The 24,071-nt window shown below is 60.3% G+C and carries 18 protein-coding genes; 15 read left to right on the top strand and 3 right to left on the bottom strand.

The features are described 5' to 3' along the window. Position 1: 1 nt before the first annotated feature. The 12 genes from mrdA to GNX18_RS08325 all read left to right on the top strand — a co-directional run bounded on the left by mrdA (position 2) and on the right by GNX18_RS08325 (position 15,156). Complete coding sequence (gene mrdA / locus GNX18_RS08380) at positions 2-1,924, top strand: penicillin-binding protein 2 (protein ID WP_138234021.1); 1,923 nt, start codon at positions 2-4, stop codon at positions 1,922-1,924. Then, a complete protein-coding gene (gene rodA, locus GNX18_RS08375; RefSeq protein WP_240914309.1) occupies positions 1,917-3,062 on the top strand; it encodes a rod shape-determining protein RodA in 1,146 nt (381 codons plus the stop codon). The genes mrdA and rodA overlap by 8 nt, the downstream gene beginning before the upstream one ends. A 156-nt stretch (positions 3,063-3,218) precedes the next feature. After that, on the top strand, positions 3,219-4,208 hold the full coding sequence (gene mltB / locus GNX18_RS08370; protein WP_240914308.1) for a lytic murein transglycosylase B: 990 nt from the start codon (positions 3,219-3,221) through the stop codon (positions 4,206-4,208). A gap of 143 nt (positions 4,209-4,351) precedes the next feature. After that, positions 4,352-5,251 carry a septal ring lytic transglycosylase RlpA family protein gene (locus GNX18_RS08365; RefSeq protein WP_138234023.1) on the top strand — a complete coding sequence of 300 codons (900 nt, stop codon included), beginning with the start codon at positions 4,352-4,354 and terminating at the stop codon, positions 5,249-5,251. Between the two features lie 97 nt (positions 5,252-5,348). After that, entirely contained in the window at positions 5,349-6,500 is a 1,152-nt protein-coding gene (locus GNX18_RS08360; RefSeq protein ID WP_166216995.1) for a D-alanyl-D-alanine carboxypeptidase family protein, read from the top strand. 187 nt (positions 6,501-6,687) lie between these two features. Further along, positions 6,688-6,969 (top strand): YbeD family protein, encoded by a 282-nt coding sequence (locus tag GNX18_RS08355; protein WP_138234025.1) that lies wholly within the window; start codon positions 6,688-6,690, stop codon positions 6,967-6,969. Next, the gene (gene lipB / locus GNX18_RS08350; RefSeq protein WP_166216993.1) at positions 6,969-7,694 is read left to right on the top strand and encodes a lipoyl(octanoyl) transferase LipB; all 726 of its coding nucleotides are present in this window, start codon (positions 6,969-6,971) and stop codon (positions 7,692-7,694) included. The genes GNX18_RS08355 and lipB overlap by 1 nt, the downstream gene beginning before the upstream one ends. A gap of 67 nt (positions 7,695-7,761) precedes the next feature. Then, positions 7,762-8,751, top strand: a complete 990-nt coding sequence (gene lipA, locus GNX18_RS08345) for a lipoyl synthase (protein ID WP_166220492.1) — start codon at positions 7,762-7,764, stop codon at positions 8,749-8,751. Between the two features lie 412 nt (positions 8,752-9,163). Then, entirely contained in the window at positions 9,164-10,264 is a 1,101-nt protein-coding gene (locus tag GNX18_RS08340; RefSeq protein ID WP_166216991.1) for a PD40 domain-containing protein, read from the top strand. Beyond that, positions 10,261-10,983 carry a hypothetical protein gene (locus GNX18_RS08335; RefSeq protein WP_166216989.1) on the top strand — a complete coding sequence of 241 codons (723 nt, stop codon included), beginning with the start codon at positions 10,261-10,263 and terminating at the stop codon, positions 10,981-10,983. The genes GNX18_RS08340 and GNX18_RS08335 overlap by 4 nt, the downstream gene beginning before the upstream one ends. 385 nt (positions 10,984-11,368) lie before the next feature. Further along, a complete protein-coding gene (locus tag GNX18_RS08330; RefSeq protein ID WP_240914307.1) occupies positions 11,369-13,231 on the top strand; it encodes a cellulase family glycosylhydrolase in 1,863 nt (620 codons plus the stop codon). A gap of 89 nt (positions 13,232-13,320) precedes the next feature. Then, the gene (locus GNX18_RS08325) at positions 13,321-15,156 is read left to right on the top strand and encodes a glycoside hydrolase family 6 protein (RefSeq protein WP_166216985.1); all 1,836 of its coding nucleotides are present in this window, start codon (positions 13,321-13,323) and stop codon (positions 15,154-15,156) included. A 103-nt stretch (positions 15,157-15,259) separates the two neighbouring features. Here the strand turns inward: GNX18_RS08325 and GNX18_RS08320 are convergent, their stop codons facing one another. Continuing rightward, positions 15,260-15,550, bottom strand: a complete 291-nt coding sequence (locus tag GNX18_RS08320; protein ID WP_205828098.1) for a DUF1540 domain-containing protein — start codon at positions 15,548-15,550, stop codon at positions 15,260-15,262. A 190-nt stretch (positions 15,551-15,740) separates the two neighbouring features. On the opposite strand from GNX18_RS08320, the gene GNX18_RS08315 reads away from it, so the two are divergent. Further along, positions 15,741-19,280 (top strand): PAS-domain containing protein, encoded by a 3,540-nt coding sequence (locus GNX18_RS08315; RefSeq protein ID WP_166216983.1) that lies wholly within the window; start codon positions 15,741-15,743, stop codon positions 19,278-19,280. Between the two features lies 1 nt (position 19,281). On the opposite strand, the gene GNX18_RS08310 is transcribed toward GNX18_RS08315, so the two are convergent. Both GNX18_RS08310 and acs read right to left on the bottom strand, forming a co-directional pair. Continuing rightward, on the bottom strand, positions 19,282-19,995 hold the full coding sequence (locus tag GNX18_RS08310) for a response regulator transcription factor (protein ID WP_166216981.1): 714 nt from the start codon (positions 19,993-19,995) through the stop codon (positions 19,282-19,284). A gap of 158 nt (positions 19,996-20,153) precedes the next feature. Continuing rightward, positions 20,154-22,109 carry an acetate--CoA ligase gene (gene acs, locus GNX18_RS08305; protein ID WP_240914306.1) on the bottom strand — a complete coding sequence of 652 codons (1,956 nt, stop codon included), beginning with the start codon at positions 22,107-22,109 and terminating at the stop codon, positions 20,154-20,156. A gap of 256 nt (positions 22,110-22,365) precedes the next feature. Between acs and GNX18_RS08300 the strand changes: the two genes are divergently transcribed. Together GNX18_RS08300 and GNX18_RS08295 are read left to right on the top strand one after the other, a co-directional pair. Beyond that, positions 22,366-23,691, top strand: coding sequence for a DcaP family trimeric outer membrane transporter (locus GNX18_RS08300; RefSeq protein WP_205828097.1), 1,326 nt, complete (start codon positions 22,366-22,368; stop codon positions 23,689-23,691). A 50-nt stretch (positions 23,692-23,741) separates the two neighbouring features. Next, positions 23,742-24,071, top strand: a complete 330-nt coding sequence (locus GNX18_RS08295) for a DUF4212 domain-containing protein (RefSeq protein ID WP_138234035.1) — start codon at positions 23,742-23,744, stop codon at positions 24,069-24,071.

The raw sequence follows: 24,071 nt of genomic DNA, 5'->3' as shown, positions 1-24,071 counted from the left end.
AATGTCTGAAAATCTGCGCTTCAAAGACCATCACACCGAACAGCGGTTGTTTCGCAACCGTATGCTGGTGGCCATTATTGGCGTGGCGGCCCTGCTCGGTGTACTGGTGGCACGGCTCTACAACCTGCAGATCGTCAATTACGAAAGCTACCGCACCCAGTCGGATGAAAACCGTATCCAGGTGCGCCCGGTACCCCCTACCCGCGGGTTGATCTACGACCGCAATGGCGTACTGCTGGCAGATAACCGCGCCAGCTATACCCTCGCCATCGTGCGCGAGCGGGTGAAGGATATGGATGCGACCATCCAGTCGCTCGGCAAGCTGGTGCAGCTGGACGAAGCCGATGTGGAAAAGTTCAAGCGCCGCCTGCAGCGCCGCCGCCCATTCGAGCCGGTGCCCTTGCGCTACCTGCTGACGGAAGAGGAAATCGCCCGTATCAGTGTCAATGAATTTGATCTCCCCGGCGTGTCGGTGGAGGCCGAACTGGTGCGCTATTACCCCGAAGACAAATTGTTCGCCCACAGCGTTGGCTATGTGGGGCGCATTGCCGAGCGGGATCTCGCGGCGTTTTCCGAAGAAGACGTGAGTCGCTACCGTGGCACCCAGAGCATCGGCAAGGTGGGGCTGGAACGCTCCTACGAGGATCTGTTGCTCGGCGAAGTGGGTTTTGAAAATGTGGAAACCAATGCCCGCGGCCGTGTGCTGCGGGTACTGGAACGCCACGATCCCAAGCCCGGCGCCGAGCTGACCCTGCATCTGGATACCCGCCTGCAGGAAGTGGCTTCCAATGCCCTCGGTGATCGTCGCGGCGCCGTAGTGGCTATCGATGTCAAGACCGGTGGAGTGCTGGCATTTGTCAGCAGACCGTCTTTTGACCCGAATCTTTTCGTCACCGGTATCAGCTTCAAGGATTACAGTGAACTTCGGGACTCCCTCGATGTTCCCTTGTTCAACCGCGCGGTGCAGGGCCAGTATCCACCCGGTTCCACTCTCAAGCCCATGATGGGCCTGGGTGCGCTGGAAGCAGGGGTGATCACCGCGGATACCACAATCAACGATCCCGGCTTCTACAAATTGCCGAACGATTCGCGTATCTACCGCGACCATATTCGCTGGGGCCACGGCAAGAAGGTCGATCTGATCCAGGCGCTGGAACAGAGTTGCGACACCTTTTTCTGGGATCTGGCGGCGCGCTGGAACATCGACGGTATGCACGATTTCGCTGTTCGCTTTGGCCTCGGCTCCAAAACCGGCATCGATGTGCCAGTGGAGCGCCCCGGGATCTTTCCCTCGCGGGACTGGAAGCGCGGTGCCCGCGGCATGTCGTGGTTCCCCGGCGACAGCCTGAATGCGGTGCTGGGGCAGGGATTCGTGCTGGCCACGCCGCTGCAATTGGCGGTAATGACCGCAACCATCGCCAACCGCGGCACCCATTACCGCCCGCAGATGGTCATGGCGGTCGACGGGGTGGAGCAACCACCGGAAGTGCTACACCACGTGGATGCGCGTCCGGAGAACTGGGATCTGGTGTTCAAGGGGATGGAAGCCGTGGTGTACAACGCCCGCGGAACCGGCAAGCGCGCCGGTGCGGGGCTGGACTTCCGCGTCGCCGGTAAATCCGGCACCGCCCAGATCGTGGGTATTGCCCAGGGCGCCAAATACGATTCCGAAGCGCTTCAGGAGCGCCTGCGCGACAATGCGCTGTTTGTCGCCTTCGCACCGGTGGATGATCCGCAGATCGCGGTATCGGTACTGGTGGAAAACGGTGAGAGCGGCGGCCGGGAGGCGGCGCCGGTGGCGCGGGAGGTTCTCGCCGAGTGGATGTCGCGCGATTTCGAAGACACCGCGGGCCTGTCATCCTGGCGGCCGCCGATGGCGCCGTTGTTGTCGTTACAGTCTGAGGAGATGCGCGCCCGTGGCTAGTCGCGATTATATGCACCGGCTTCCGGATGCTGGCAGTAGCCTGCGCCGTCCGGAGAGCCTTTCCCGCCGCTGGCATATCGACTTGCCACTGCTGTTGTTGCTGCTGGTGCTGGCCTGTGTGGGGCTGGTGGTGCTCTACAGTGCTTCGGGTGAGGAAATACACTACGTGAAGCGCCAGGCGGTGTTTATGGGGCTGGCCTTTACCGGCATGCTGATTGCGGCGCAGATTCCGCTGGAATTTTATCGGCGCTGGTCGCCCTGGTTTTATCTGGGCGGCTGCTGTCTGCTGGTGGCGGTGCTGTTTATCGGCGTGGGTGCGAAGGGCGCGCAGCGCTGGCTGGAGATTGGCGGTTTCCGCTTTCAGCCCTCGGAGGTGCTCAAGCTGGCGGTGCCCATTGCCGTGGCGGCCTTCCTGCACTCACGCACGCTGCCGCCGTCGTTTCTCACCGTGGTGGGGGCGCTCGCGATCATCGGCGTGCCGGCTATGCTCATCGTGCGCCAGCCGGATCTGGGAACCTCGATTCTGATCGCGGCATCCGGACTGTTCGCACTGTATCTGTCCGGCCTCAGCTGGAAGATGATCGGCAGCGCTGGTCTGCTGGGCGCCCTGGCTGCCTGGCCCATGTGGATGTGGGGCATGCGGGACTACCAGCGGCAGAGGGTACTCACCCTGTTCAACCCGGATGCGGACCGTCTCGGTGCGGGCTGGAATATTTTCCAGTCCAAAGCCGCGATCGGTTCCGGTGGCTGGGCTGGTAAAGGCTATATGGAGGGAACGCAGTCACAGCTGGATTTTCTGCCAGAAAGCCATACTGACTTCATTATCGCGGTACTCGCGGAAGAGTGGGGTATGCGCGGCGCGCTGATTCTGCTGACCCTGTACCTGCTGATCATTGCGCGGGGCATCTATATTAGTTTTACGGCCCAACATGTGTTTGGGCGCTTGCTGGCGGGCAGTATCACGCTCACATTCTTCGTGTATGTGTTTGTGAATATCGGTATGGTCAGCGGCCTGTTGCCGGTGGTGGGCGTCCCCTTGCCTTTGGTAAGCCACGGCGGCACTTCGGTGATTACGCTGATGGCGGGATTCGGGATCCTGATGGCCATCAGCACGGAAAGACGCAGAGTACTCTTTTGAACCGGACCCTGAACTGTTTCAGGTGCGGTTCAGGCTGGCTTCATTTTTTGTTGTGTATCGTGCCACTTTTTGGCGCGTTTGCAGTCACAACAACGCACCGATTTTAATAAGCGACGAACTAGCCGGAAGTACTTTATGAGAACAGGAGCGGTTGTTTTGAAATGGACCACCGGATTGTTGGCGGGCCTCGGGCTCGTACTCAGCGCCTGTGCCCAGGAGCAGGGGCACGGTGAGAACGCGCAGGCCCGGGCCTTCGTGGATTACATGGTGGCCGAACACAATTTCAACCGCGACGAACTCGTGGCGCTGATGCAGGAAGCCAAACGCAAGGATTCGATCCTCAAGGCGATCAAGCGACCGGCGGAAAAAGCCAAGCCCTGGAAAGAGTATCGCGAGATCTTTATCACCAATGCCCGCATTAGCGGCGGCGTGGATTTCTGGGACAAGAATGCCGATGCACTCAAGGCGGCGGAAGAAAAATACGGCGTACCACCAGAGCTGATCGTAGCCATCATCGGCGTGGAAACCCGCTACGGCGGCAATATGGGCAGCTACCGGGTACTGGATGCGCTGACCACGCTGGCCTTCGATTACCCCCGGCGCTCCAAGTTTTTCACCAAGGAGCTGGAAAACTACCTGCTGATGACGCGGGATCAGAATATCGACCCCACTTCCCTCAAGGGCTCCTATGCAGGCGCCATGGGCTTTGGCCAGTTCATGCCCTCCAGCTACCGCCACTACGCAGTGGACTTCAACGGTGACGGCCGCGTGGATATCTGGACAGACACCGAAGATGCCATCGGCAGTGTGGCCAACTACTTCGTGGAACATGGCTGGAAAGCCGGTGAACCGGTTACCGTGATCACCCAGCCACTGCCGAATGCCGACATGACCATCGTCAATGACGACCTCCAGCCGAAGTGGACCATTGGCGAGCTGGCAGCCAAGGGCTTCCCCACCACCGCGAAAGTGACCAAGGATATGCCCGCCAATGTGTTCTCCCTGGATACCCGGGATGGGGAACAGTTCTGGATCGGATTGAATAATTTCTACACCATTACTCGCTACAACCACAGCCGTCTTTACGCCATGGCGGTGTACGAACTGGGCCAGGAAATCATCAAAGCGCGCGGTGGCCGCTCCTGATCCGGGAGCAGCTTTCACTCAGCAACGCATTAGAATGCGCCGGGGGCAATGCAGTGCCCGGCACCGGTTGAAAAACAGACTCGAATAACGAGTACGATAGAACGCGGTTGCGGGCGCTGTTTGTCCTGCACCGGGGGGAAGCCATGAAAAAAACGATTGTCCTGGGCGCGGCCCGGGTCGGCACTGCTTTTTTGCTGACCATACTCACCGCCTGCAGCACCGTTCCAATGAAAACCGCCGACAAGCCCGCGGAAAAAGGTGACGTGCCCTTTGATCAGCAGCGCGACAGCGGTCCCGCGGTGCCGGTGGATATGCTGGCCACCCCGGAGGTGACCCCCGTGCGCGAACCTATCGGCGTCGCCGGAAACAGATCTCCCTATGTGGTGGATGGCGTGCGCTACAAGGTTCTGAATAAAGTGAAAGGCTACCGCGAGCGCGGGCACGCTTCCTGGTACGGCACCAAATTCCACGGGCGTAAAACCGCCAACGGCGAGGTCTACAACATGTACGCCCTGTCGGCGGCGCACAAAACACTGCCACTGCCCAGCTACGCGAAGGTCACCAACCTGGACAACGGCCGCAGTATTATTGTGCGGATTAACGATCGCGGCCCCTTCGTACCGGGGCGGATCATTGATCTCAGCTACACCGCGGCACAGAAACTCGGCTACATCAATAAGGGCGTGGCGCGGGTGGAAGTTGAAGCACTGGACCCTGAGAGTCTGCCCAGCGCGAATGAGACGCTGGCAATGGAAAAAGATCCGGCCGCGCGCAAGGGACTGCCCGAAGATGCCAGCTTCAAACTTCCGGAAAACACCTTCCTGCAGGTCGGTGCCTACAGTTCCGCCGGCCAGGCTGAAGAGATTCGCGGACAACTGGCTGCAGCATTCGGCTATCCTGTATCCGTCAGCCCGGTGAAGAGCGGCGGAAAAATGCTCTATCGGGTGCGTATCGGGCCCATTGCCCAACAGAGGGCACTGGTTGCATTGCGGGAATCCGTAGAGCAGCAGAAATTTGGCCAACCCCAGGTCGTGGTGGACTGACCACCTCGCCTGCAACGCCCCATTCTCGGCTAGCAACCTTAGGGCGGCTGGAGCCGGGTTTTGACACACATCGAATGTAAGGAATGAAGAGAGACTCATGTTCAAACGCTTATTCGCCTGTCTGCTCCTGATCGTCAGCGCCAATGGTGTGGCCCAGGCCGATAAACCGCTGATTCCCGCACCGCCGCAACTGGCGGCCACCGCCTACCTGTTGATCGATGCCCACACCGGCCAGGTACTGGTGGAGCATGATGCCGACAAGCAGATTCCGCCGGCCAGCTTGACCAAAATGATGACCAGTTACATCGTGTCGGAAGAGCTGGAGAAAGGTGCGATCAAAGAGCAGGACCCAGTGAATATTTCGGAGAAAGCCTGGCGCATGGGCGGCTCCAAGATGTTTGTGAAGGTCAATGACAAGGTCCCCGTCATCGACCTGCTGCGCGGCGTGATCGTCCAGTCCGGCAACGATGCCAGTATTGCGCTGGCGGAACATGTTTCCGGCAGCGAAGAGGTTTTTGCCGAAGTCATGAACCAGCAGGCCGAACGCCTGGGCATGACCGACACCCATTTCGTCAACGCCACCGGATGGCCGGCGGAGGGCCATTTGACCACGGCCCGCGACCTTGGAACGCTGGCGCGCGCACTCATCAACGATCACCCGGACCACTACGCGCTTTACTCTGAAAAGTACTTCCGCTTCAACGGCATCAACCAGCCCAACCGCAACCGCCTGTTGTGGCGCGATCCCGCGGTCGACGGCATCAAGACAGGCCACACTGAAGAAGCGGGTTACTGCCTGGTAGCCTCCGCAGTGAAGCGCGGCATGCGCCTGATCTCCGTAGTGGTTGGCACCGACAGCGACGAAAAACGCGCGGCCGAGACCCAGAAACTGCTGGCCTACGGCTTCCGCTACTATCAGACCCACAAGGTGTATGGCGCCAATGACGTACTGCAGACCGAGCGTGTCTGGGGCGGCAAGGCCGATTCCGTGGGCATTGTGGTGCAGAATGACGTTTTCGTGACCATTCCCCGCGGTGGCGAAGAGAGCATCAAGGCTGACCTGATCGTCGACGGCGAACTGAAAGCCCCACTGGCCAAAGGCCAGCAGGTGGGCAAAGTGATCGTGACCCTGGACGGCCAGACCGTTGCCGACATCCCGGCCGTGGTGGCGGAAGATGTGGAAGAGGGCGGTTTCTTCAAGCGCCTGTGGGATTCCATCAAGCGCTTTGTGATGGGCTTTTTCCAGTAAAAGTTACTGAAATTCTCCGTTGCATCCCGGCGGTGTATGCCGCCGGGGTCGCTTCAAAGCCGTTTCTCCTGCAATCTTTCTTCCCTGTCCAGTGCATGGTCGGCACTGTATAATCGCTGCCCGGCCGCAATCCCCGCTGGGTTTCCCCCGCGTCTCCATTCCTGACCTGCGGCCCTGTGAGTATGGTATGACCCAGGATTCAGAGCAGCAGCCCCCGAAAATCGAGTTTCCCTGTGAAGACTATATGGTCAAAGTGGTGCGCGACAGCGACGGCCAGGTGCACGAATTTGTGCTCGAAGTCATGCGCCGCCATGTGCCGGATCTGGATGAGAGCAGGCTGAAGCACACGCCCAGCCGCAACGGCCGCTTTACTTCCATGACCTTCTTCATCGTCGCCACCGGCGAACCCCAGCTGAAGGCACTGTTCGAAGAGCTGAAGGCCCACCCGGGCGTGCACATGGTACTGTGATGTCGGCGCCGAGTTCTTCCATTAATAACCTGGCCATCTGCAACCTGGGCCGGCGCGACTACGAAACCGTATGGCGCGCCATGGCCCGCTACACCGATACCCGCGGCAACGACGCCGCAGACCAGATGTGGTGTGTCGAGCACCCCCCCGTATTCACCCAGGGCCAGGCCGGCAAAGCTGAACACCTGCTCGATACCGGCGATATCCCGGTGGTGCAGGTGGACCGCGGTGGCCAGGTGACCTACCACGGCCCCGGCCAGCTGGTGGTCTATCCGCTGCTGGATCTCAGGCGCGGCAAGATTGGCGTGCGCGACCTGGTGAGTGCGCTGGAAAATGCGACCGTGGACATGCTCGCGGCATACGGCATCGCCGCCGCGCCCCGCGCCGACGCCCCCGGGGTATATCTCACCGAGGGGCTGCGCGCGGGCAACAAGATCGCCTCCATTGGCCTCAGAGTGCGCCGCGGCTGCTCCTTCCACGGTATCGCAATCAATATCAACATGGATCTGGCGCCCTTCCTGCGCATCAACCCCTGCGGCTACGCCGGCATGCAGATGGTGCAGATGGCGGAGCTGATCCAGCCCACCCCGGAATGGCTGGGTGTGGCGGAAACATTTGTCGCTGCGCTGGCGCGCCGGCTGCAACTGCCGGAGGCCCAGTGGCAGCCGGTCGACGAAACTATGTTTTTGGTGCCTGCCACCGAATCAGGAACAAGCAATGTCTGAACGAATCGATGCCGACAAGCCGGAAATCATCGCCACCTCCGCCGTGAGTGAGGGCGCTGCGGTGGATATGGCGGTACCGGAAATCACCCCGGTAAAACGCACCCGCCGCCTGCAGCAGGGGGAGAAGCTGCGCGATGGCGACAAGGTCGAGCGCATCCCGGTGAAAGTGATCGCCAGCGACCAGACCCTGCGCAAGCCGGACTGGATTCGCGTCAAGGTGCCCTCGGTCAAGGCGTCCCAGGAAGTGGACCGCATCAAGAGTATCCTGCGCTCGCAGAAACTCGCTACCGTGTGTGAAGAGGCCAGCTGCCCGAACCTCGGCGAATGTTTCAGTGGCGGCACCGCCACCTTCATGATCATGGGCGAGATCTGCACCCGCCGCTGCCCCTTCTGCGACGTGGGCCACGGCAAGCCGAACCCGCTGGATCCGAACGAACCGCAACACCTGGCGGAAGCCATTGCCGCCATGAGCCTGCGCTATGTGGTCATCACCTCGGTGGACCGCGACGATCTGCGCGACGGCGGCGCCCAGCACTTCGCCGACTGCATCAAGCGCTCCCGCGAGCTCTCTCCCAATCTGCAGGTGGAAATTCTCACCCCCGATTTCCGTGGCCGCATGGAAGTTGCCCTGGACATCCTTGAGGCCGAAGCCCCGGATGTGTTCAACCACAACCTGGAAACCGTGCCGCGCCTGTACCGCGAATCGCGCCCGGGCGCCAACTACAAGTGGTCGTTGAAACTGCTGCAGGAATACAAGAAGCGCCGCCCGGACGTACTCACCAAGTCCGGCCTGATGGTCGGCCTCGGCGAGACCCGTGAGGAAATCTTCGAAGTGATGGACGACATGCGCGCCCACGATATCGATATGCTCACCATCGGCCAGTACCTGCAGCCGAGCAAGGAACACCTGCCGGTGCAACGCTACGTGCACCCGGATGAGTTTGAAGAGTACCGCCGCTACGCCGAGCAGATCGGCTTCAAGCACGCCGCCTGTGGCCCGATGGTGCGCTCTTCCTACCACGCCGACAAACAGGCGCACGGCGAAAAAGTCAGTTGACCAGCTGCCGTCCTAGCCCGCTCATGATCCCGGCTCCGCGCCGGGATTTTTGTTTCTGCTGACTTCCCCCCCCCTCTGCTTTCACAAATTTTCCCGGCGCCGCCCCGTGACGTCGTCATCTTGTTTTTTGCGTCCTATTTCACATCCCGGCCACTCTGTTGCGTTTTTGGTGTCGCAAATCCAAAAATTTGGCTCGAAAGTCATCTTTTTGCGGGGCTGTTTTACTTTTCAGGCACGTTGCAGAAGAGAACGTGTCGCTGCGCACTGATGGTGCATCGAGACCGATGAACATTTTCCGTGTGAGATTTCCATCGCTGTGGGTAGATCGTTGTTTCAGAAAAGAACAGATACATCGCAGGCGGCAAGCCGCTATCTCGGTGTTGCTTCCACGTTCGGCGCAGGCATTTTTACTGTGCTACTAGCTTTTTCCTCCACGGTGCTGGGGGATGAGTTGATTTTTAGCGCGCGGGTAATGGGGCCCGTGTCGAATATTTATGGCGTATCCGCAGATAAGGCGTTGAGAAAAATTACCGAAAACATTCGCTGGCGAGACATCGACGCGGATGTCTCCGTGCAGGGAACTGTGGTGTTTTCCTCTAACCGCGAGGCAGACCAGAGCATTGATATTCATCGCCGCAGCGAAAGCTTCGACCTGTATGTCACCGACGGCCGTGGCGTGATAACCGCGCTGACTGATACCCCTCAGAACGAAATGTTGCCTCGATTCAGCCCGGATGGAACGCGGGTGGCTTTTGTGCGTGCGCGCCGGCAGCTGGTACTGCTGGAGTTGGCATCGCGGCGCGAGCGGTTGTTGTATGAGGCGGGAGAAATACTGGATTTCGATTGGGCGCCAGACGGCTCGGCAGTGGCGATGGCCGCGCGCGACCGACAGCGGGGAGTAATCCTGCAACTGCACTGCGACGCGGATTGCCTGGCTGGGCCACTGAATCCACAGGTGCTGAAGCAGTATCCGCGTCTGCACCACAGCGATGCGATACAAGCGGTTGATGATGAAGTGTCGGACTTCGGCAGTGTGGATCACCTGCGCTGGTCACCGGGAGGGAAAACCCTTGCGTTTATTTTTCATCCCGATGGACAGGCGGCGCGCAGCCTGCATCTGCTGTCATTGGAAAGCGGAGAAAGCACGCGAATTTCGGACGAATCACAGCAGGTGCAGAGCCCGCTCAGCTGGTCGCCAGACGGACACTCATTATTGTATGCGGCACTGGTGAATTACCGTTTTTATTTCGATGAAACCGCGCAGAAAAAAGTCTACCAGGGCGCGATGCAGATATTTCGCAGTGAACTCAATGGCAAAGTCCAGCGCCTGACGGACAACACCGTGGCGGCGCGCGCCCCGGTTTTTGTGGGCGAGAACCGGATTGCCTATCTGCAGGCAGACCAACTGGCCGCGCGTCAGTACGCCTTGGTGGTACGGGATCTCGATGTCGGTAGTGAGCGGACGGTGTTCGACGCAGTAACACCGGATTCCCGGTTGGTGGTGCGCCGATGAAAGCCCTGCAGAGTTTCAGGTCTGGCGGCGTGGACTGGGTGAGTATTTTTTCCCTGCTGATCATCGCGCTGGCACTCCTGGGCGTACTGAAAATCTTTTCCGGTAGTGACACCGCCGGCAGTGATTTTGCGGTTGTCGCACCTCGAGACCGCGGTGTTCCCGATTCGGCCGGTGGGGCGGCACACCCGGATCAATCGCGTGGGGCCGGACCCGCACAACATCCGCGCGACGCACACAAAGAAAACAGTGGTGAGCCGGGTGCGCTGGAAATGAAGAGCGTGGATCTTCTCGGTGTCTCTGTGCAGCTGCGCGAAATGCGCACTGAAACGGAAGATGGCGGCGCAGGTGAAATTCGCAATATCGAATTCTTTATCCGCGAGGGGATCCGGCCGCGCCGGTTGTTTGATGATGCCTCGCAACTGGTCACTGGGCACTGGCCGCTGTTTCACAACAACGTCGGCTACGGCGCGACCACGGTGCGCATTCTGTATCAACTGGTGGATACCGACACCGATGGCGATGGGGTATTGACGAAAGCTGACAGGAAAAGTCTCGCTTTCAGCCTGCCGGATGGCAGCCGGTATCGGGTGCTTGATCGCGATGTCGGCGAAATTAGCAACATGAACTACTTGTCGGATTCCAATGAATTGCACTTGGACATTTCCGTGGGTGGAGAAATACAGCGGCGGGTGTACTCACTCGCTACCGGATCTCGATGATTTATCGCGAACTCAGTCACAGGATGGATTTTTTCGCAGCAGTGCGGGCAGACGGTGCCCGCTGCATAGGAATGGGGTAAGGCAGGAAGCCGGGTATGGAACTGGCCGGAAGTAGCCGTCGCTGTCGTTAGGCAGGAGCGGTGCGGTTCTTTACCACAAAAAAGCATGTTTGAAACTCTGCGGTGCGTGCGCCTGACGGCATCCACACATCGTGATTTTCAACAATGCAAATACTGAAACGATTCCCAGCGAGTGGAGAGAAGTGATGGAAAAAATAACAACGGCGCAGATTCAGCGTCGACCGATGTATCGGGCCTTTGCCAAAGCCGGACTGGCGTTTTGGCTGGGCACAGCTTCCACAGCCCTGATGGCCGCGGAAGCGGAAATGCTCATTTCAAATGACTGGGGCAGCGGCTTCCAGGGTGAAATTGTGGTCACCAATGACGGCGACACACCGCTCACCAACTGGTCTGTTTCCTTCAATATGGATGTGGAAATCAACAATCTCTGGAACGGTGTGATCCAGTCCCAGAGTGCCAGCCAGTATGTGGTGGGTGCGGCGGCTTACAACAACACCATCGCACCAGGTGGTCAGGTAAGCGTGGGCTTTGTCGCTTTCCCGGGCGGGCAGTCTCCGGTCGTGGTGGCCGTCGAGGGTGAAGGTGGCGGTTCATCTTCTGGTGGCAGTTCCTCGAGTTCATCCAGCAGCTCTTCGAGCAGTTCATCGAGCTCCTCCTCAAGTTCTTCCGGCGGCTCCAGTTCTTCCTCCAGTTCCTCGTCCGGCGGCAGCTCCAGCGGCAGCAGCTCTGGCAGTAGTTCTGGTGGCAGTTCATCCGGCGCCGGTCGTTTCCGCGTAGATGAATCCGGCAACATCACCAAGAACGGAGAAATCATTCCAATGAATTGCGGTTCCTGGTTCGGCCTCGAGGGCCGCCACGAACCCTCTGACGACCAGAGCAACCCGAGCGGCGCGCCGATGGAGCTGTACATCGGCAACACTTTCTGGGCCAACGGCAACTCCGGCACCGGCCGCACCATCCAGCAGACCATGAGCGAGATAACCGCCATGGGCGTAAATGTGGTGCGTTTCCCGGTGGCTCCGCAGACCCTGGACCCGAACGATCCGCAGGGCACCGGCAGTGTGCTGAAAAACCACGAATCCGTACTGGTGCCGAATGCGCGCCAGGCGATGGAGGAATTCATCATCGCTGCGGATGCGAACAATATCGAAGTGATGCTCGACATCCACTCCTGTTCCAACTATGTGGGTTGGCGTGCGGGCCGCCTCGATGCGCGTCCGCCTTATGTTGATCGCGACCGCGATATGTACGACTTCCCCCGTGAAGACAGCTCCTGCGCCGCCACCGGCAACCCGAGCTCGGTTACCCGCGTGCAGGAATACAACCGGGACATCTGGCTCGACAACCTGCGCGAGCTGGCCAGCCTGGAAGAGGAATTGGGCGTAGACAACATTATCGGTATCGACATTTTCAATGAACCCTGGGATTACACCTGGGAAGACTGGAAAAGTCTGGTGGAGGACGCCTACGTTGCGATCAACGAAGTGAACCCCAACACGCTGCTGTTCGTGCAGGGCATTTCCGGTACCGCCAACAACCAGGATGGCACCCCGGAGACCATCACCCAGGTACCACATGGCGATCCGTCCACCAACCCCAACTGGGGTGAAAACCTGTTCGAGGCCGGCGCCAATCCGCCCAACGTACCGAAAAACCGTCTGGTCTGGTCTCCGCACACGTACGGACCGTCAGTATTCGTGCAGGCGAGTTATATGGACGTAGCATCGCAGCCCGAGTGTGAAGGGCTTGAAGGCGATGCCGCCGGCGATGCCGATTGCAACATCGTGCTCGACCCGGAACACCTGCGCCTGGGCTGGGAAGAGCACTTCGGCTACCTGCGCGACATGGGATACGCCGTGGTCGTGGGTGAGTTTGGCGGCAATATGGATTGGCCGGCCAAGGCTACCCTGCGCGATCAGGCGCGCTGGTCTCACATCACCCCCGGTGTGGTCGACATCCAGTGGCAGGATATCTTCGTCGACTACATGGTTGAGGAGAATATCCAGGGCTGTTACTGGTCCATCAACCCTGAGTCTGGCGATACCGGTGGCTGGTACGGTCATGCTTATGACCCGCAGAGCAATACCGCGGGCTGGGGCGAGTGGCTCGAGTTCGATCAGCGCAAAACCAACCTGCTGAATCGCCTGTGGAGCAACACGTCCGAGTAATTCCGGCGGCTTGAACAAGCCGGTGTCCGCAACGGCACCGGCTTTTTACTGCCCATTTACCTGATAAGAAAAATCAATGGATAGCGATCATGAATCTGTCTTTAAAACAACGTACAACTGAAAAGTTGCTACTTGCGTGCGCCTGTGCGCTGGGTTCCCTGTTTTACGGGATCCAGGCACTCGCCGCGGAAGCGAGCATGAAAGTGGTGAACGACTGGGGTGGCGGTTTCCAGGGTGAAATTACGGTCCTGAACGACGGCACCGCACCGCTGACGAACTGGACGCTTGAGTTCGAAATGCCGGTGGACATCAACAACATGTGGAACGGCGTTATCGAGTCCCACAGTGGCAACACCTATGTCGTTGCCTCCGCCGGATACAACGATGAAATTCCCGCGGGTGGCGAGGTTAGCATCGGCTTTATCGCCTTTCCCGGTGGGCAAGCCCCGGTGGCGGTGACGGTTGAAGGCGATGGCGGTGGCAGTGGCTCGTCCGGGGGCTCTTCGTCCAGCAGTTCATCCTCATCGAGTTCGTCCTCCTCCAGCTCATCTTCATCGAGCTCTTCCTCATCGAGCTCTTCCAGTTCGTCATCCAGTTCCTCGGGCTCGAGTTCGTCTTCCAGTGGAAGTTCCAGCTCAAGCTCTAGCTCTGGCAGCTCCTCCGGCAGTTCCAGCGGCAGTGGTGGTCGTCACGATAACCCCTTCGCCGCCTCCAGTAAGTGGTATGTCAACCCGGATTGGGCAGAAAATGCCATGAACGAGCCGGGCGGCGCCGCCATTGCCAATGTCAGCTCCGCGGTGTGGATGGACCGCATCGGTGCGCTTACCGATGGCCGCGGCCTGAAGGGCCACCTGGATGAAGCGCTGAACCAGGGGGCCGACCTGTTCATGGTGGTGGTGTACAACCTGCCGAACCGCGACTGCGCGGCGCTCGCCTCCAATGGTGAACTGCGGATTGCGGAGAACGGATTCGAGCGCTACCAGACCGAGTACATCGACCCGCTGGTGGCCATTCTCGCAGACCCCGCCTACGCGGATCTGAACATCGTCACCATTATCGAAGTCGATTCGCTGCCGAACCTGATCACCAACATCAGCCTGCCCGAGTGCCAGGAAGCCAACGGCCCCGGCGGTTATCGCGATGGCATCCGCTACGCGCTGAATCAACTGTCGCAGCTGGACAATGTCTATTCTTATCTGGACATCGCCCACTCCGGCTGGCTCGGCTGGAGCAGCAATTTCGGCCCAGCGGTGAACCTGATAGGTGATGTGGTGGAATCCACGGATGCGGGCTGGGGCAGCGTGGCCGGCTTTGTCACCAACTCCGCAAACTACACTCCGGTGGAGGAGCCCTATCTGCCCGACCCGACGCTCAATGTGGGTGGCCAGCCGGTGCGTTCCGCGGACTTCTACGAATGGAATGATTACCTGGAAGAGCTGACCTTCGCCCAGGACTGGCGCGAAGCCATGGTCGCCCGCGGCGCACCGCAGACCCTGGGTATGCTGATTGACACCGGACGCAACGGCTGGGGCGGTCCTGAGCGTCCCACTGGCCCGTCTACCAGCACCGACCTCAACACGTACGTGAACGAGTCGCGCATCGACCGCCGGGTTCACCGTGGCAACTGGTGCAACCAGGCCGGTGGCGTGGGCTTCCGTCCGCAGGCGGCACCGGCTCCGGGGATCGACGCCTATGTGTGGGTCAAGCCGCAAGGGGAATCTGATGGGGTCAGCGACCCGAACTTCACCCCGGACCCCAACGACCCGGCGAAGCAGCATGACCCCATGTGCGATCCGTATGCCCAGAACCGCTATGACAGTTCCGTCGGCACCGGTGCCCTGGACAATGCGCCGCACGCGGGCCGCTGGTTCCCGGAAGCCTTCCAGGTTCTGGTGGAGAACGCCTACCCACCGCTGGAAGAGTAACTGCCAGCTGCTGCCGCCATTTCGCGGCAGCAAATGAAAAAAGGCCAGCAGGGAAATCTCTGCTGGCCTTTCTATTTCGGTGTCCTATTGCGGGAATACCCGATCAGTGCGTGTAGGTCAGGCAATTCACCGAGTCACCGCTATAGCCCAGTTCTATGTGATCCGCACTGCACTCAAAATCCACATTGTGATCGCAGTTGGTCACCTTGCAGGCGCCGACGCCGGCGATGCGGTCGCGACTGGTGTGGCGGTTGTTGCTGAAAAAGGTGTCACAGTCCGGATCTTCGCCTTCGCCAATGGTGATGGCGCGGGCATGGCAGGCAGAGTCGGTATTGTATGCGCACTCAATAGCGGCGCAGCGGCTGACTTCGGGCATATCAGTGGCGATGATCATGGCGCGTTTCCCGTTGGGTGGTGGTCGAAGGATTTACTTCCCGTTATGAGCCTAGTTCACGGCCGGTGAGTGTCAAACGGCTGGCGCAAAATGCGGTATTGGCCTTCCGGAACCTTCAACGATTCGCTAATTGCGCAATGTCCCTGCCATCGGGTATACACGGATACAGAACCCGGTGCGCGAGGAATTCATGATTGGAAAATCCCTGTTGCTGCTTTTTGCCCTGCTGTATGTACTACTGCTGTTTGTGGTGGCGTGGCGCGCCGGCAGGCACAAGCAGTGGATGGCGCATTTTCGCCCGGTCATTTACGGCCTGACACTGGCGGTGTATTGCAGCTCTTGGACGTTTTTCGGTGCCGTCGGGCAGTCGGTCAGCGATACCTGGAGTTACCTGCCGATCTATCTTGGGCCAATCCTGCTGTTTCTGTTTGCCGGCGGTTTCCTGCGCAAGCTGGTGCAGGTGGGCGAGCGGCAGAAGGTCACCTCCATTGCCGATTTCATCGGCTCGCGCTATGGCAAAAGCCGCGGCCTGTCCGCGCTGGTAACTCTGCTCGCCATCGTTGGCAGCCTGCCGTATATCGCACTGCAATTGCGCGCAGTAACCATGGGCTGGGAGGTGGTTGGCGGCGCGAATGAGACCGACCGTTTCGTCAATCTCGATACCGCGCTCGCGACCGCGCTGCTCATGGGCCTGTTTGCCATTCTGTTCGGTACCCGCCACCTGGAGGGGCGCGAGCGCAATGTGGGGGTGGTGGCAGCCATCGCGCTGGAGTCCCTGGTGAAGCTGTTTGCGTTCGCCGCGGTGGCGATGCTCGCACTGTGGCTGCTGGTAACCGGTGGCAGTGGGTTGGCGGTGGACAGTCTGCAATGGCAGCCGCGGTTGCAATGGCGGGCACCGGACATCAATTTTGTCACTCAGACGCTGCTGGCCATGGCAGCGATCATCTGTCTGCCGCGCCAGTTCCATATGGCGGTGGTGGAATACCGCAACCCGCAAGATCTGGCTACCGCGCGCTGGTTGCTGCCGGCTTACCTGGTACTGTTCTCGGTACTGATTCTGCCCATCTCGCTCGCCGGCCAACCTCTGGTGGCGGCGGGTCTGAGCGAGCCGGATAGCCTGGTGCTTACCCTGCCATTGCAGGGCGGGCACGACACACTCGCCGTACTTGCCTATATCGGCGGATTCTCCGCCGCCACCGGGATGGTGATCGTCGCGGTGTTGACCCTTGCGGTGATGGTGTCGAATGAGCTGGTCGCTCCGGTGTGGCTGTTCCTGAGCCGTTACAGCCGTCTCACCGCGGTGTCCCTTGGCAATCACCTGCGGCTGATCCGACGGCTCAGCATCCTGCTGCTGATGCTGATGAGCTGGGGTATGCACCGGGCGATTTCCGGCACCGAGGCGCTCGCGTCCATCGGTCTGCTGTCGTTTGCCGCCGCCGCGCAACTGGCGCCGGCCCTGATCGCCGCACTCTACTGGCGCGGCGCGCACCGGCGCGGTGTGTGGGCGGGTCTGATCGCCGGTTATGGCCTGTGGCTTTTCTGCCTGGTACTGCCCGCCGTATACCCGGAGGCGGAGCTGCTGCAGCGCGGGTTGTTTGGGCTGGACTTCCTGCGCCCACAACAATTGTTTGGTCTCGCCGCATTGGACCCGCTGAGCCACGGCGTTTTCTGGAGTCTGCTCGGCAATCTGGCACTGTTGGTGGGGGTATCCCGCATCAGCCGCCAGGCGTCGCAGGACCGGCGCCAGGCTTTGGCTTTCGTAACGCCGGAACAGGGCGCTGCGCCGGCACCGGATCTGGTGCCCACCGGCATCCGCATGGGGCAGGTGCGCAGTTTGCTGCAGCCGTTTGTGGGCGCTGCGCGGCTGGAGGAAATCTGGAGTGACTTCGAACGCCGCAGCCAGCAGCGCCTGTTGCCGGACGACGCTGCCTCGCGCTTCGTGATTGCCGACGCCGAGCACATACTCGCCGGCATCGTCGGCTCCGCCGCCGCGCATCAGGTGATGGGCCTGCTGCACAGCAACCGTCCGCTGAAGCTTGAGGACATCGCGCGGCTGGTGGACAGCACCTCCCAACGTCTGCGTTTCAGCCAGGAGCTGCTGCAGACGACGGTGGAAACCATCAGCCAGGGGATCAGCGTGGTGGATGCGGAACTCAGGCTGGTGGCCTGGAACCGCCAGTATCTGGAGCTGTTCAACTATCCCGAACGGTTGCTCTACATAGGTTGCCCGGTGGCATCACTCTACCGGCACAATGCGGAGCGCGGCCTCTATGGCGACACCGACGACGCCGAGGCGCTGGAGGCGCATGTGCAGCGGCGCCTGGATCTGCTGCGCCACGGTAGCGCCCACCGCTTTGAACGCCGCCTGCCCAGCGGCGCCATCGTCGAAGTGCGTGGAACCCCCATGCCCGGTGGCGGTTTTGTCACTACGTTTACCGACATCAGCGAGTACCGCGCGGCGGTGGATGCCCTGGAGGAAACCCGCCGCAGCCTGGAAGACCGGGTACAGCAGCGCACCGCGGAACTTTCAGACAGTAACCGCGCGCTGCAGGAGGAGAACCGCCGCCGCAGCGAAGCGGAAATGAAAATCCGCGAGTTGCACGCCGCCAAGACCCGCTTTCTTGCCCACACGAGCCACGATCTGCTGCAACCGATCAATGCCGCGCGCCTGTTCATCGCCTCGCTGCAGAACAAGGCCGCTGCCGGCAGCTGGCGGGAAATGGGGGACGATATCCACTATATCGACAGCGCGCTTACCTCCGCCGAACAGCTGATCGGCGCGCTGCGGGAAATCAGCCGTCTGGATGCGGGCAACCTGAAGCCGAAGCGGGAGCACTTCCCGCTGCGCCAGCTGCTCGATGGGCTCAATGCGGAATTTTCCGCGCTCGCCAGTGAGCGCGGCCTGGCCCTGCACTACGTACCCAGCAACGCCTGGGTGGTGAGCGACCGCCACCTGTTGCGGCGGATACTGCAGAATTTTCTCAGCAATGCGTTGCACTATACCGCTCGCGGTCGCGTGTTGTTGGGGATGCGCCGGCGCATTGACAGCGACGGCAACCCCGAGCTGGAAATTCAGGTGTGGGATACCGGCCCGGGTATCGACCGCAGTGCGCGCGAGCGGGTTTTTGACGAGTTTGTGCGCCTTGGCAGCAGCGAGCGCAACGCCGACAAGGGGCTCGGTCTCGGTCTCGCCATTGCGCGGCGCAGTGCGGATTTGCTGGGGCATCCGCTGGGACTCGAATCCGTCCCCGGACGCGGTTCCATGTTCAGCATTCGCGTACCGGTTGGGGAGGCCCGCGCCGCACCGGTGGAGGCGCCCGCGGTCAGCGAAGCGGGGAATGTGTCGGCGGTGCCGGTACTGTGCATCGACAACGAGCGGCAGATTCTGCGGGGTATGCAGAGCCTGCTCTCCGGTTGGGGATGCCGGGTGGTGACCGCGATTTCACTGCAGGAGGCCCTGGCGCGCTGGGATTTGCGCGATCCACCGGCGCTGGTGATCGTGGACTATCACCTCGACCGCGACGCCACCGGCATCGACGCACTGGAAGCTCTGTGTGAGCACTGGCGCACCGAGCTGCCGGGTATTGTCGTCAGCGCAGATACGTCCGAAGAAATCCGCAGTGCCGCCACCGAGCGCGGCTGGTTCTACCTGCCGAAACCGGTGAAGCCGGCGGTATTGCGCAACCTGGTGCGGCGGCTGGCGCGCACCGCCGGGAACAATGTCAGCTAATTTACTTGGAGTTGGCGTCCGGTTGCTGCGGCGGCGCAAATTGCCCTGGCGCTTCTACGTCCAGGCTGCTGAGTGCCAGTACGGCCTGGGTGCGGGAGTTGACGCCCAACTTGCGAAACAGCGCGGTGAGGTGCGCTTTTACGGTGGCCTCGGTGACCTGCATTTCGTAGGCAATCTGCTTGTTCAGCAACCCCTCCGCCAGCATGGTGGCGACGCGAAACTGCTGTGGGGTGAGGGTTGCGATGACATCCGCTACGCCGACATCCCGCGCGGAGCCCGCCTGGTAGCGCTCGGCGACCGTCGGCGGCAGCCAGATTTCGCCGGCGAGGCTCTGCTGCAATGCCTCCGCAATCTGTTCCACTGGCGCGGACTTGGGGAGAAAACCACAGGCGCCGTAGTCGATGGCGCGGCACATGATTTCCGGTTTTTCATTGGCGGATACCACCATTACCGGCAACTGCGGATACTGGCCACTCAGAAAAATAAGCCCGCTGAATCCGTGGGCACCCGGCATATGCAGGTCCAGCAACAGCAGATCGCAATCGGGGTGTTCCGCCACGCACTGCTGCAGGCTTTGTAAATCGCAGGCTTCAACAATGGTGGCGCCGGGAAAGGTCTGCTGGATGGACAGGCGCAGGGCGTTGCGGAACAGCGGGTGGTCGTCCGCAATAATGAATTGGCGGGCGGGGTGTCCGCCCTCGGTGTAATCGTTCATCGCTATGCATCCCTAACCGATGGGATTTTCCCGGTACCTTGCACGCGTATTCGCGTGGTCCAGAATGTCGGACGAAAAGTGTACCGGGAAAACCCCGCCGCTTCCTGTTGTTATTTTTTATCGGGGTCTGCTGCTGAGCGTTGTGGGGCCGTGTCTGATTAAGCGGTGGCCGCCGCGCGGTTGGCCACCAGGTGTTCCACCACTCCCGGGTCGGCGAGCGTGGAAGTATCACCCAGCTGATCACATTCATCCGCCGCCACCTTGCGCAGGATGCGCCGCATGATCTTGCCGGAGCGGGTTTTCGGCAGGCCCGGTGCCCACTGGATCACGTCCGGGGTGGCGATGGGACCGATCTCTGAACGCAGCCAGTCGCGCAGGGTTTTGCGCATTTCTTCGCTGGGCTCGATTCCGCTGTTGAGCGTGACGTAGATGTAAATGCCCTGGCCCTTGATGTCGTGCGGGTAACCCACCACCGCGGCCTCGGCCACCGCCTCGTGGGCCACCAGCGCGCTTTCCAGCTCCGCGGTACCCATGCGGTGACCGGAGACGTTGAGCACATCGTCCACGCGACCGGTGATCCAGTAGTAGCCGTCTTCGTCGCGCCTGGCGCCGTCGCCGGTGAAATACATGTTTTCAAAGGTACTGAAATAGGTATCGGCAAAGCGCTGGTGATCGCCGAATACGGTGCGCATTTGCCCCGGCCAGCTGCCCAGCAGTACCAGATTGCCCTCAGTGGTGCCGTCGAGAATATGGCCCTCGTTATCCACCAACGCCGGTTGCACGCCGAAGAACGGGCGAGTGGCGGAGCCGGGCTTGAGCGGGGTGGCACCGGGCAGTGGCGTGAGCATGGCGCCGCCGGTTTCGGTCTGCCACCAGGTGTCCACGATGGGGCAGCGGTTGCGACCGAAGGTGCGGTGATACCACTTCCACGCCTCCGGGTTGATCGGCTCACCCACGGTGCCCAACAGGCGCAGGCTGTCCAGACTGGCGCCGGCCACGGGCTTGTTGCCCTCCGCCATCAAGGCGCGGATGGCGGTGGGGGCGATATACAGAATATTGATCTGATGATCGTCGATGATCTGCGCCACCCGGGTAACGTCCGGATAGTGGGGCACGCCCTCGTACATGACCGTGGTGGCGCCGTTGGCCAGCGGTCCGTAGAGAATGTAGCTGTGGCCGGTGATCCAGCCGATATCCGCGGCGCACCAGTAGCGTTCGCCGCGTCGGTAGTCGAACACATATTCGTGAGTGAGCGAGGCGTAGGTAAGGTAACCGCCGCTGGTGTGCAGCACGCCCTTGGGTTTGCCCGTAGAGCCCGAGGTGTAGAGGATAAACAGCGGGTCTTCCGCGCCCATTACTTCCGCCGGGCAGTCGTCACTCTGCGCCGCAATCAACGTCGCGTAGTCGCGGTCGACGGCCGGGTTCCAGTCGCTGGCGTCATCCGTGTAGTTGAATACCACCACGTGTTCGACGCTGGTTTCGCGGCACAGCGCAACAGTCCTGTCGACATTCTGCTTCAGTGGCACCGAGCGGCCGCCGCGGCGGCCGGCATTGGCGGTGATCAGAATACGGGACTGGCCGTCGTCCATGCGCCCGGCGAGCGCCTCCGGTGAGAAGCCGGCAAATACCACCGAGTGCACGGCACCGATGCGGGCACAGGCGAGCATCGCCACTGCGGCTTCCGGAACCATTGGCATGTAGATGGTCACCACATCGCCTTTATTAACCCCGAGGCTTTTCAGGCCGTTGGCCAGGCGGCACACATCCCGGTGCAGTTCGCGGTAGCTGATCTCGCGATGCGTGCCGGGTTCGTCGCCCACCCACAGTATCGCGGTGTCATCACCGTGCTTTTCCAGATGTCGGTCGAGACAGTTCGCCGCCACATTCAGTTTGCCGTCGGCAAACCAGCGGATGTGCAGGTCATCCCTGGCGAAGGAGACATCCTGGACCTGGGTAAAAGGCTCGATCCAGTCGATGCGCCGGGCCTGTTCTCGCCAGAAGCCTTCCGGATCCTGAATTGAGCGGTTGTACTGTGTGAAATAGCCGTCTTCATCCAGCAGCGAGTTAGCCGCATAGGTTGCGGGTACCAAATAGGTTTCTGATTGACTGCTCACGGGAATGCCTCTCATCAGTGCAGATTCTTATGCTGTGCATTCTGTCACCGGGACTTGGACAGGTCGTATTAGACAAAAGTCGAAAGGCAGGGGAATAAGAGGAGCGGTACTATCTCGATATACCCAATGGGCATTTAGACATTGGTCGAATTCGATAGCCGATTTAGACCAATGGTGAATACCAGAGTGCTCCCTGAAGTTGTCTGCTTGGAATTGCTCACGCTAAACCAAACAAACAACGGCGAGGACAACGGCTATGTCAGTAACAATAATAAAAAGCACACTGGCCGGCGCAGTGGCGCTGGCGTCGATGGTGAATGGTCTGCCGGCGATGGCTGCGGCAGAGACCGAATTGTTGTCAGCGGAACAGCTGCAAAAACGGATTGCGGAATTGCAGGCGCAAGTGGACCAGTTGGCGGCCGGTCAGGGAGTGCAGACGATGGAGAATCCGGAGCCGTCAACGGGGAACGGCTTCGGCAACACCAACATCCAGATCGGCGGGTACGTCAAACTCGATAGCATTGTTACTGATTACTCCGATGGCAGTGCCGCCACCGCGAGCCTGGGGGAAGACTTCCTGGTGCCGTCCACCATTCCCATCGGCGGTGACCGCGGTGATGTGCACTACAACGCGCACGCGAAATCCACCCGCCTGTATTTCAAGTCCTCCACCGAAGCGGGTGCCGGCAGTGTGGATACCCACATCGAGATTGACGCGATGGCGGGCAACCAGGGCGACGAGCGCATCAGCAATTCCTATGCCCAGCGACTGCGCCACGCCTATGTAAACTGGAATATCGACGGCGACCGCTCACTGCTGGCGGGCCAGGCGTGGTCCACGTTTTTTAACGTTGGCACACTGCCGGAAGGGCTGGATTTTGTCGGCCCTGTAGGTACCGTGTTTGAGCGCCAGCCCCAGATTCGCTATACCCAGGGGTTCGCGGGCGGCAAGGTGCAGTTTGCGGCGGAAAACCCGGCGACGACACTCTACAACGGGAGCGAGAATCCCTACGACGACAACAGTCGTCCGGATCTGATCCTGCGCTACGACAACAGTATTGGCGATCTCAGCTATTCCATCGCCTCCATGAGCCGTGAACTGGCCTACGACCGCGCCGATGGTGGCAATGAGTCCGAACAGGGCTACGCCATCAGTCTCGCCGGTAAATGGCAGCTGGGGCGCGACGATCTGCGTTTCATGTACAGCCATGGCAATGCGCTGGGGCGCTATCTGGGACTGAACAGTTACCGCGGCGGTATTATCGATCCCGCCAGTGGCGATATTGAATTGATCGACCAGCGCGGTGGCTTTGTGGCGCTGCGGCATTTCTGGAGCGAGCAGTGGCGAAGCAATCTGGTGCTTTCCGCCACTGCGGCGGACAACCCGGAGACGGTTTCCGACATGACGCCGTCCGCTTACCGGAGCCTGCACTTGAATCTGATGTATTCGCCGGTGCCGAAAATGACTTTGGGTGGCGAATATATTCTCGCGAGCAAGGAGGTGGAGAATGTGAGCGGACTGCTGAATGACGACGAAGGAAAACTTCAGCGCATGCAGTTTTCCGTGCAGTATGTATTTTGATGTGCCTATAAAAAATCCGAAAATCTAACAATAAGTATGGAGTGAAGACGATGAGTTTCGAGAGTAAACAGAAGGCCAGTGATTACTGGCGGGAAAACCTCAAGCTGATGTTCAGCTTGCTGGTCGTGTGGTTTGTGGTGTCCTTCGGCTGTGGCATTTTATTGGTGGATGAACTGAACCAGATCCGTATGGGAGGCTTCAAACTCGGCTTCTGGTTCGCACAGCAAGGCGCCATTTACGTATTCCTCGCGCTGATTTTTGTCTACGTGTACAAAATGAATCAGCTGGATCGCAAGTATGGCGTGTACGAGGACGACGAGACCGCAGCGCAGGCGGAGACCGTTCAACCAGCCGCGCAACAACTGCAAGGGGAGCACTGA

Source organism: Microbulbifer sp. SH-1, from assembly GCF_011326135.1.
GTDB classification, from domain to species: Bacteria; Pseudomonadota; Gammaproteobacteria; order Pseudomonadales; family Cellvibrionaceae; genus Microbulbifer; species Microbulbifer harenosus.
The sequence above is the reverse complement of the archived record's forward strand: the minus strand, read 5'-3'. Positions and strand labels throughout refer to the sequence as shown.

Bases quoted from the DNA above. Each gene is read 5' to 3' on its own strand.
- GNX18_RS08355 (WP_138234025.1), top strand. From the start codon at position 6,688: ATGACCCAGGATTCAGAGCAGCAGCCCCCGAAAATCGAGTTTCCCTGT.
- GNX18_RS08310 (WP_166216981.1), bottom strand. From the start codon at position 19,995: ATGAACGATTACACCGAGGGCGGACACCCCGCCCGCCAATTCATTATT.
- GNX18_RS08315 (WP_166216983.1), top strand. From the start codon at position 15,741: ATGATTGGAAAATCCCTGTTGCTGCTTTTTGCCCTGCTGTATGTACTA.
- GNX18_RS08330 (WP_240914307.1), top strand. From the start codon at position 11,369: ATGCTCATTTCAAATGACTGGGGCAGCGGCTTCCAGGGTGAAATTGTG.
- GNX18_RS08335 (WP_166216989.1), top strand. From the start codon at position 10,261: ATGAAAGCCCTGCAGAGTTTCAGGTCTGGCGGCGTGGACTGGGTGAGT.
- lipA (WP_166220492.1), top strand. From the start codon at position 7,762: ATGGCGGTACCGGAAATCACCCCGGTAAAACGCACCCGCCGCCTGCAG.
- GNX18_RS08295 (WP_138234035.1), top strand. From the start codon at position 23,742: ATGAGTTTCGAGAGTAAACAGAAGGCCAGTGATTACTGGCGGGAAAAC.
- GNX18_RS08300 (WP_205828097.1), top strand. From the start codon at position 22,366: ATGTCAGTAACAATAATAAAAAGCACACTGGCCGGCGCAGTGGCGCTG.
- GNX18_RS08320 (WP_205828098.1), bottom strand. From the start codon at position 15,550: ATGATCATCGCCACTGATATGCCCGAAGTCAGCCGCTGCGCCGCTATT.
- GNX18_RS08365 (WP_138234023.1), top strand. From the start codon at position 4,352: ATGAAAAAAACGATTGTCCTGGGCGCGGCCCGGGTCGGCACTGCTTTT.
- mrdA (WP_138234021.1), top strand. From the start codon at position 2: ATGTCTGAAAATCTGCGCTTCAAAGACCATCACACCGAACAGCGGTTG.
- GNX18_RS08325 (WP_166216985.1), top strand. From the start codon at position 13,321: ATGAATCTGTCTTTAAAACAACGTACAACTGAAAAGTTGCTACTTGCG.
- lipB (WP_166216993.1), top strand. From the start codon at position 6,969: ATGTCGGCGCCGAGTTCTTCCATTAATAACCTGGCCATCTGCAACCTG.
- GNX18_RS08360 (WP_166216995.1), top strand. From the start codon at position 5,349: ATGTTCAAACGCTTATTCGCCTGTCTGCTCCTGATCGTCAGCGCCAAT.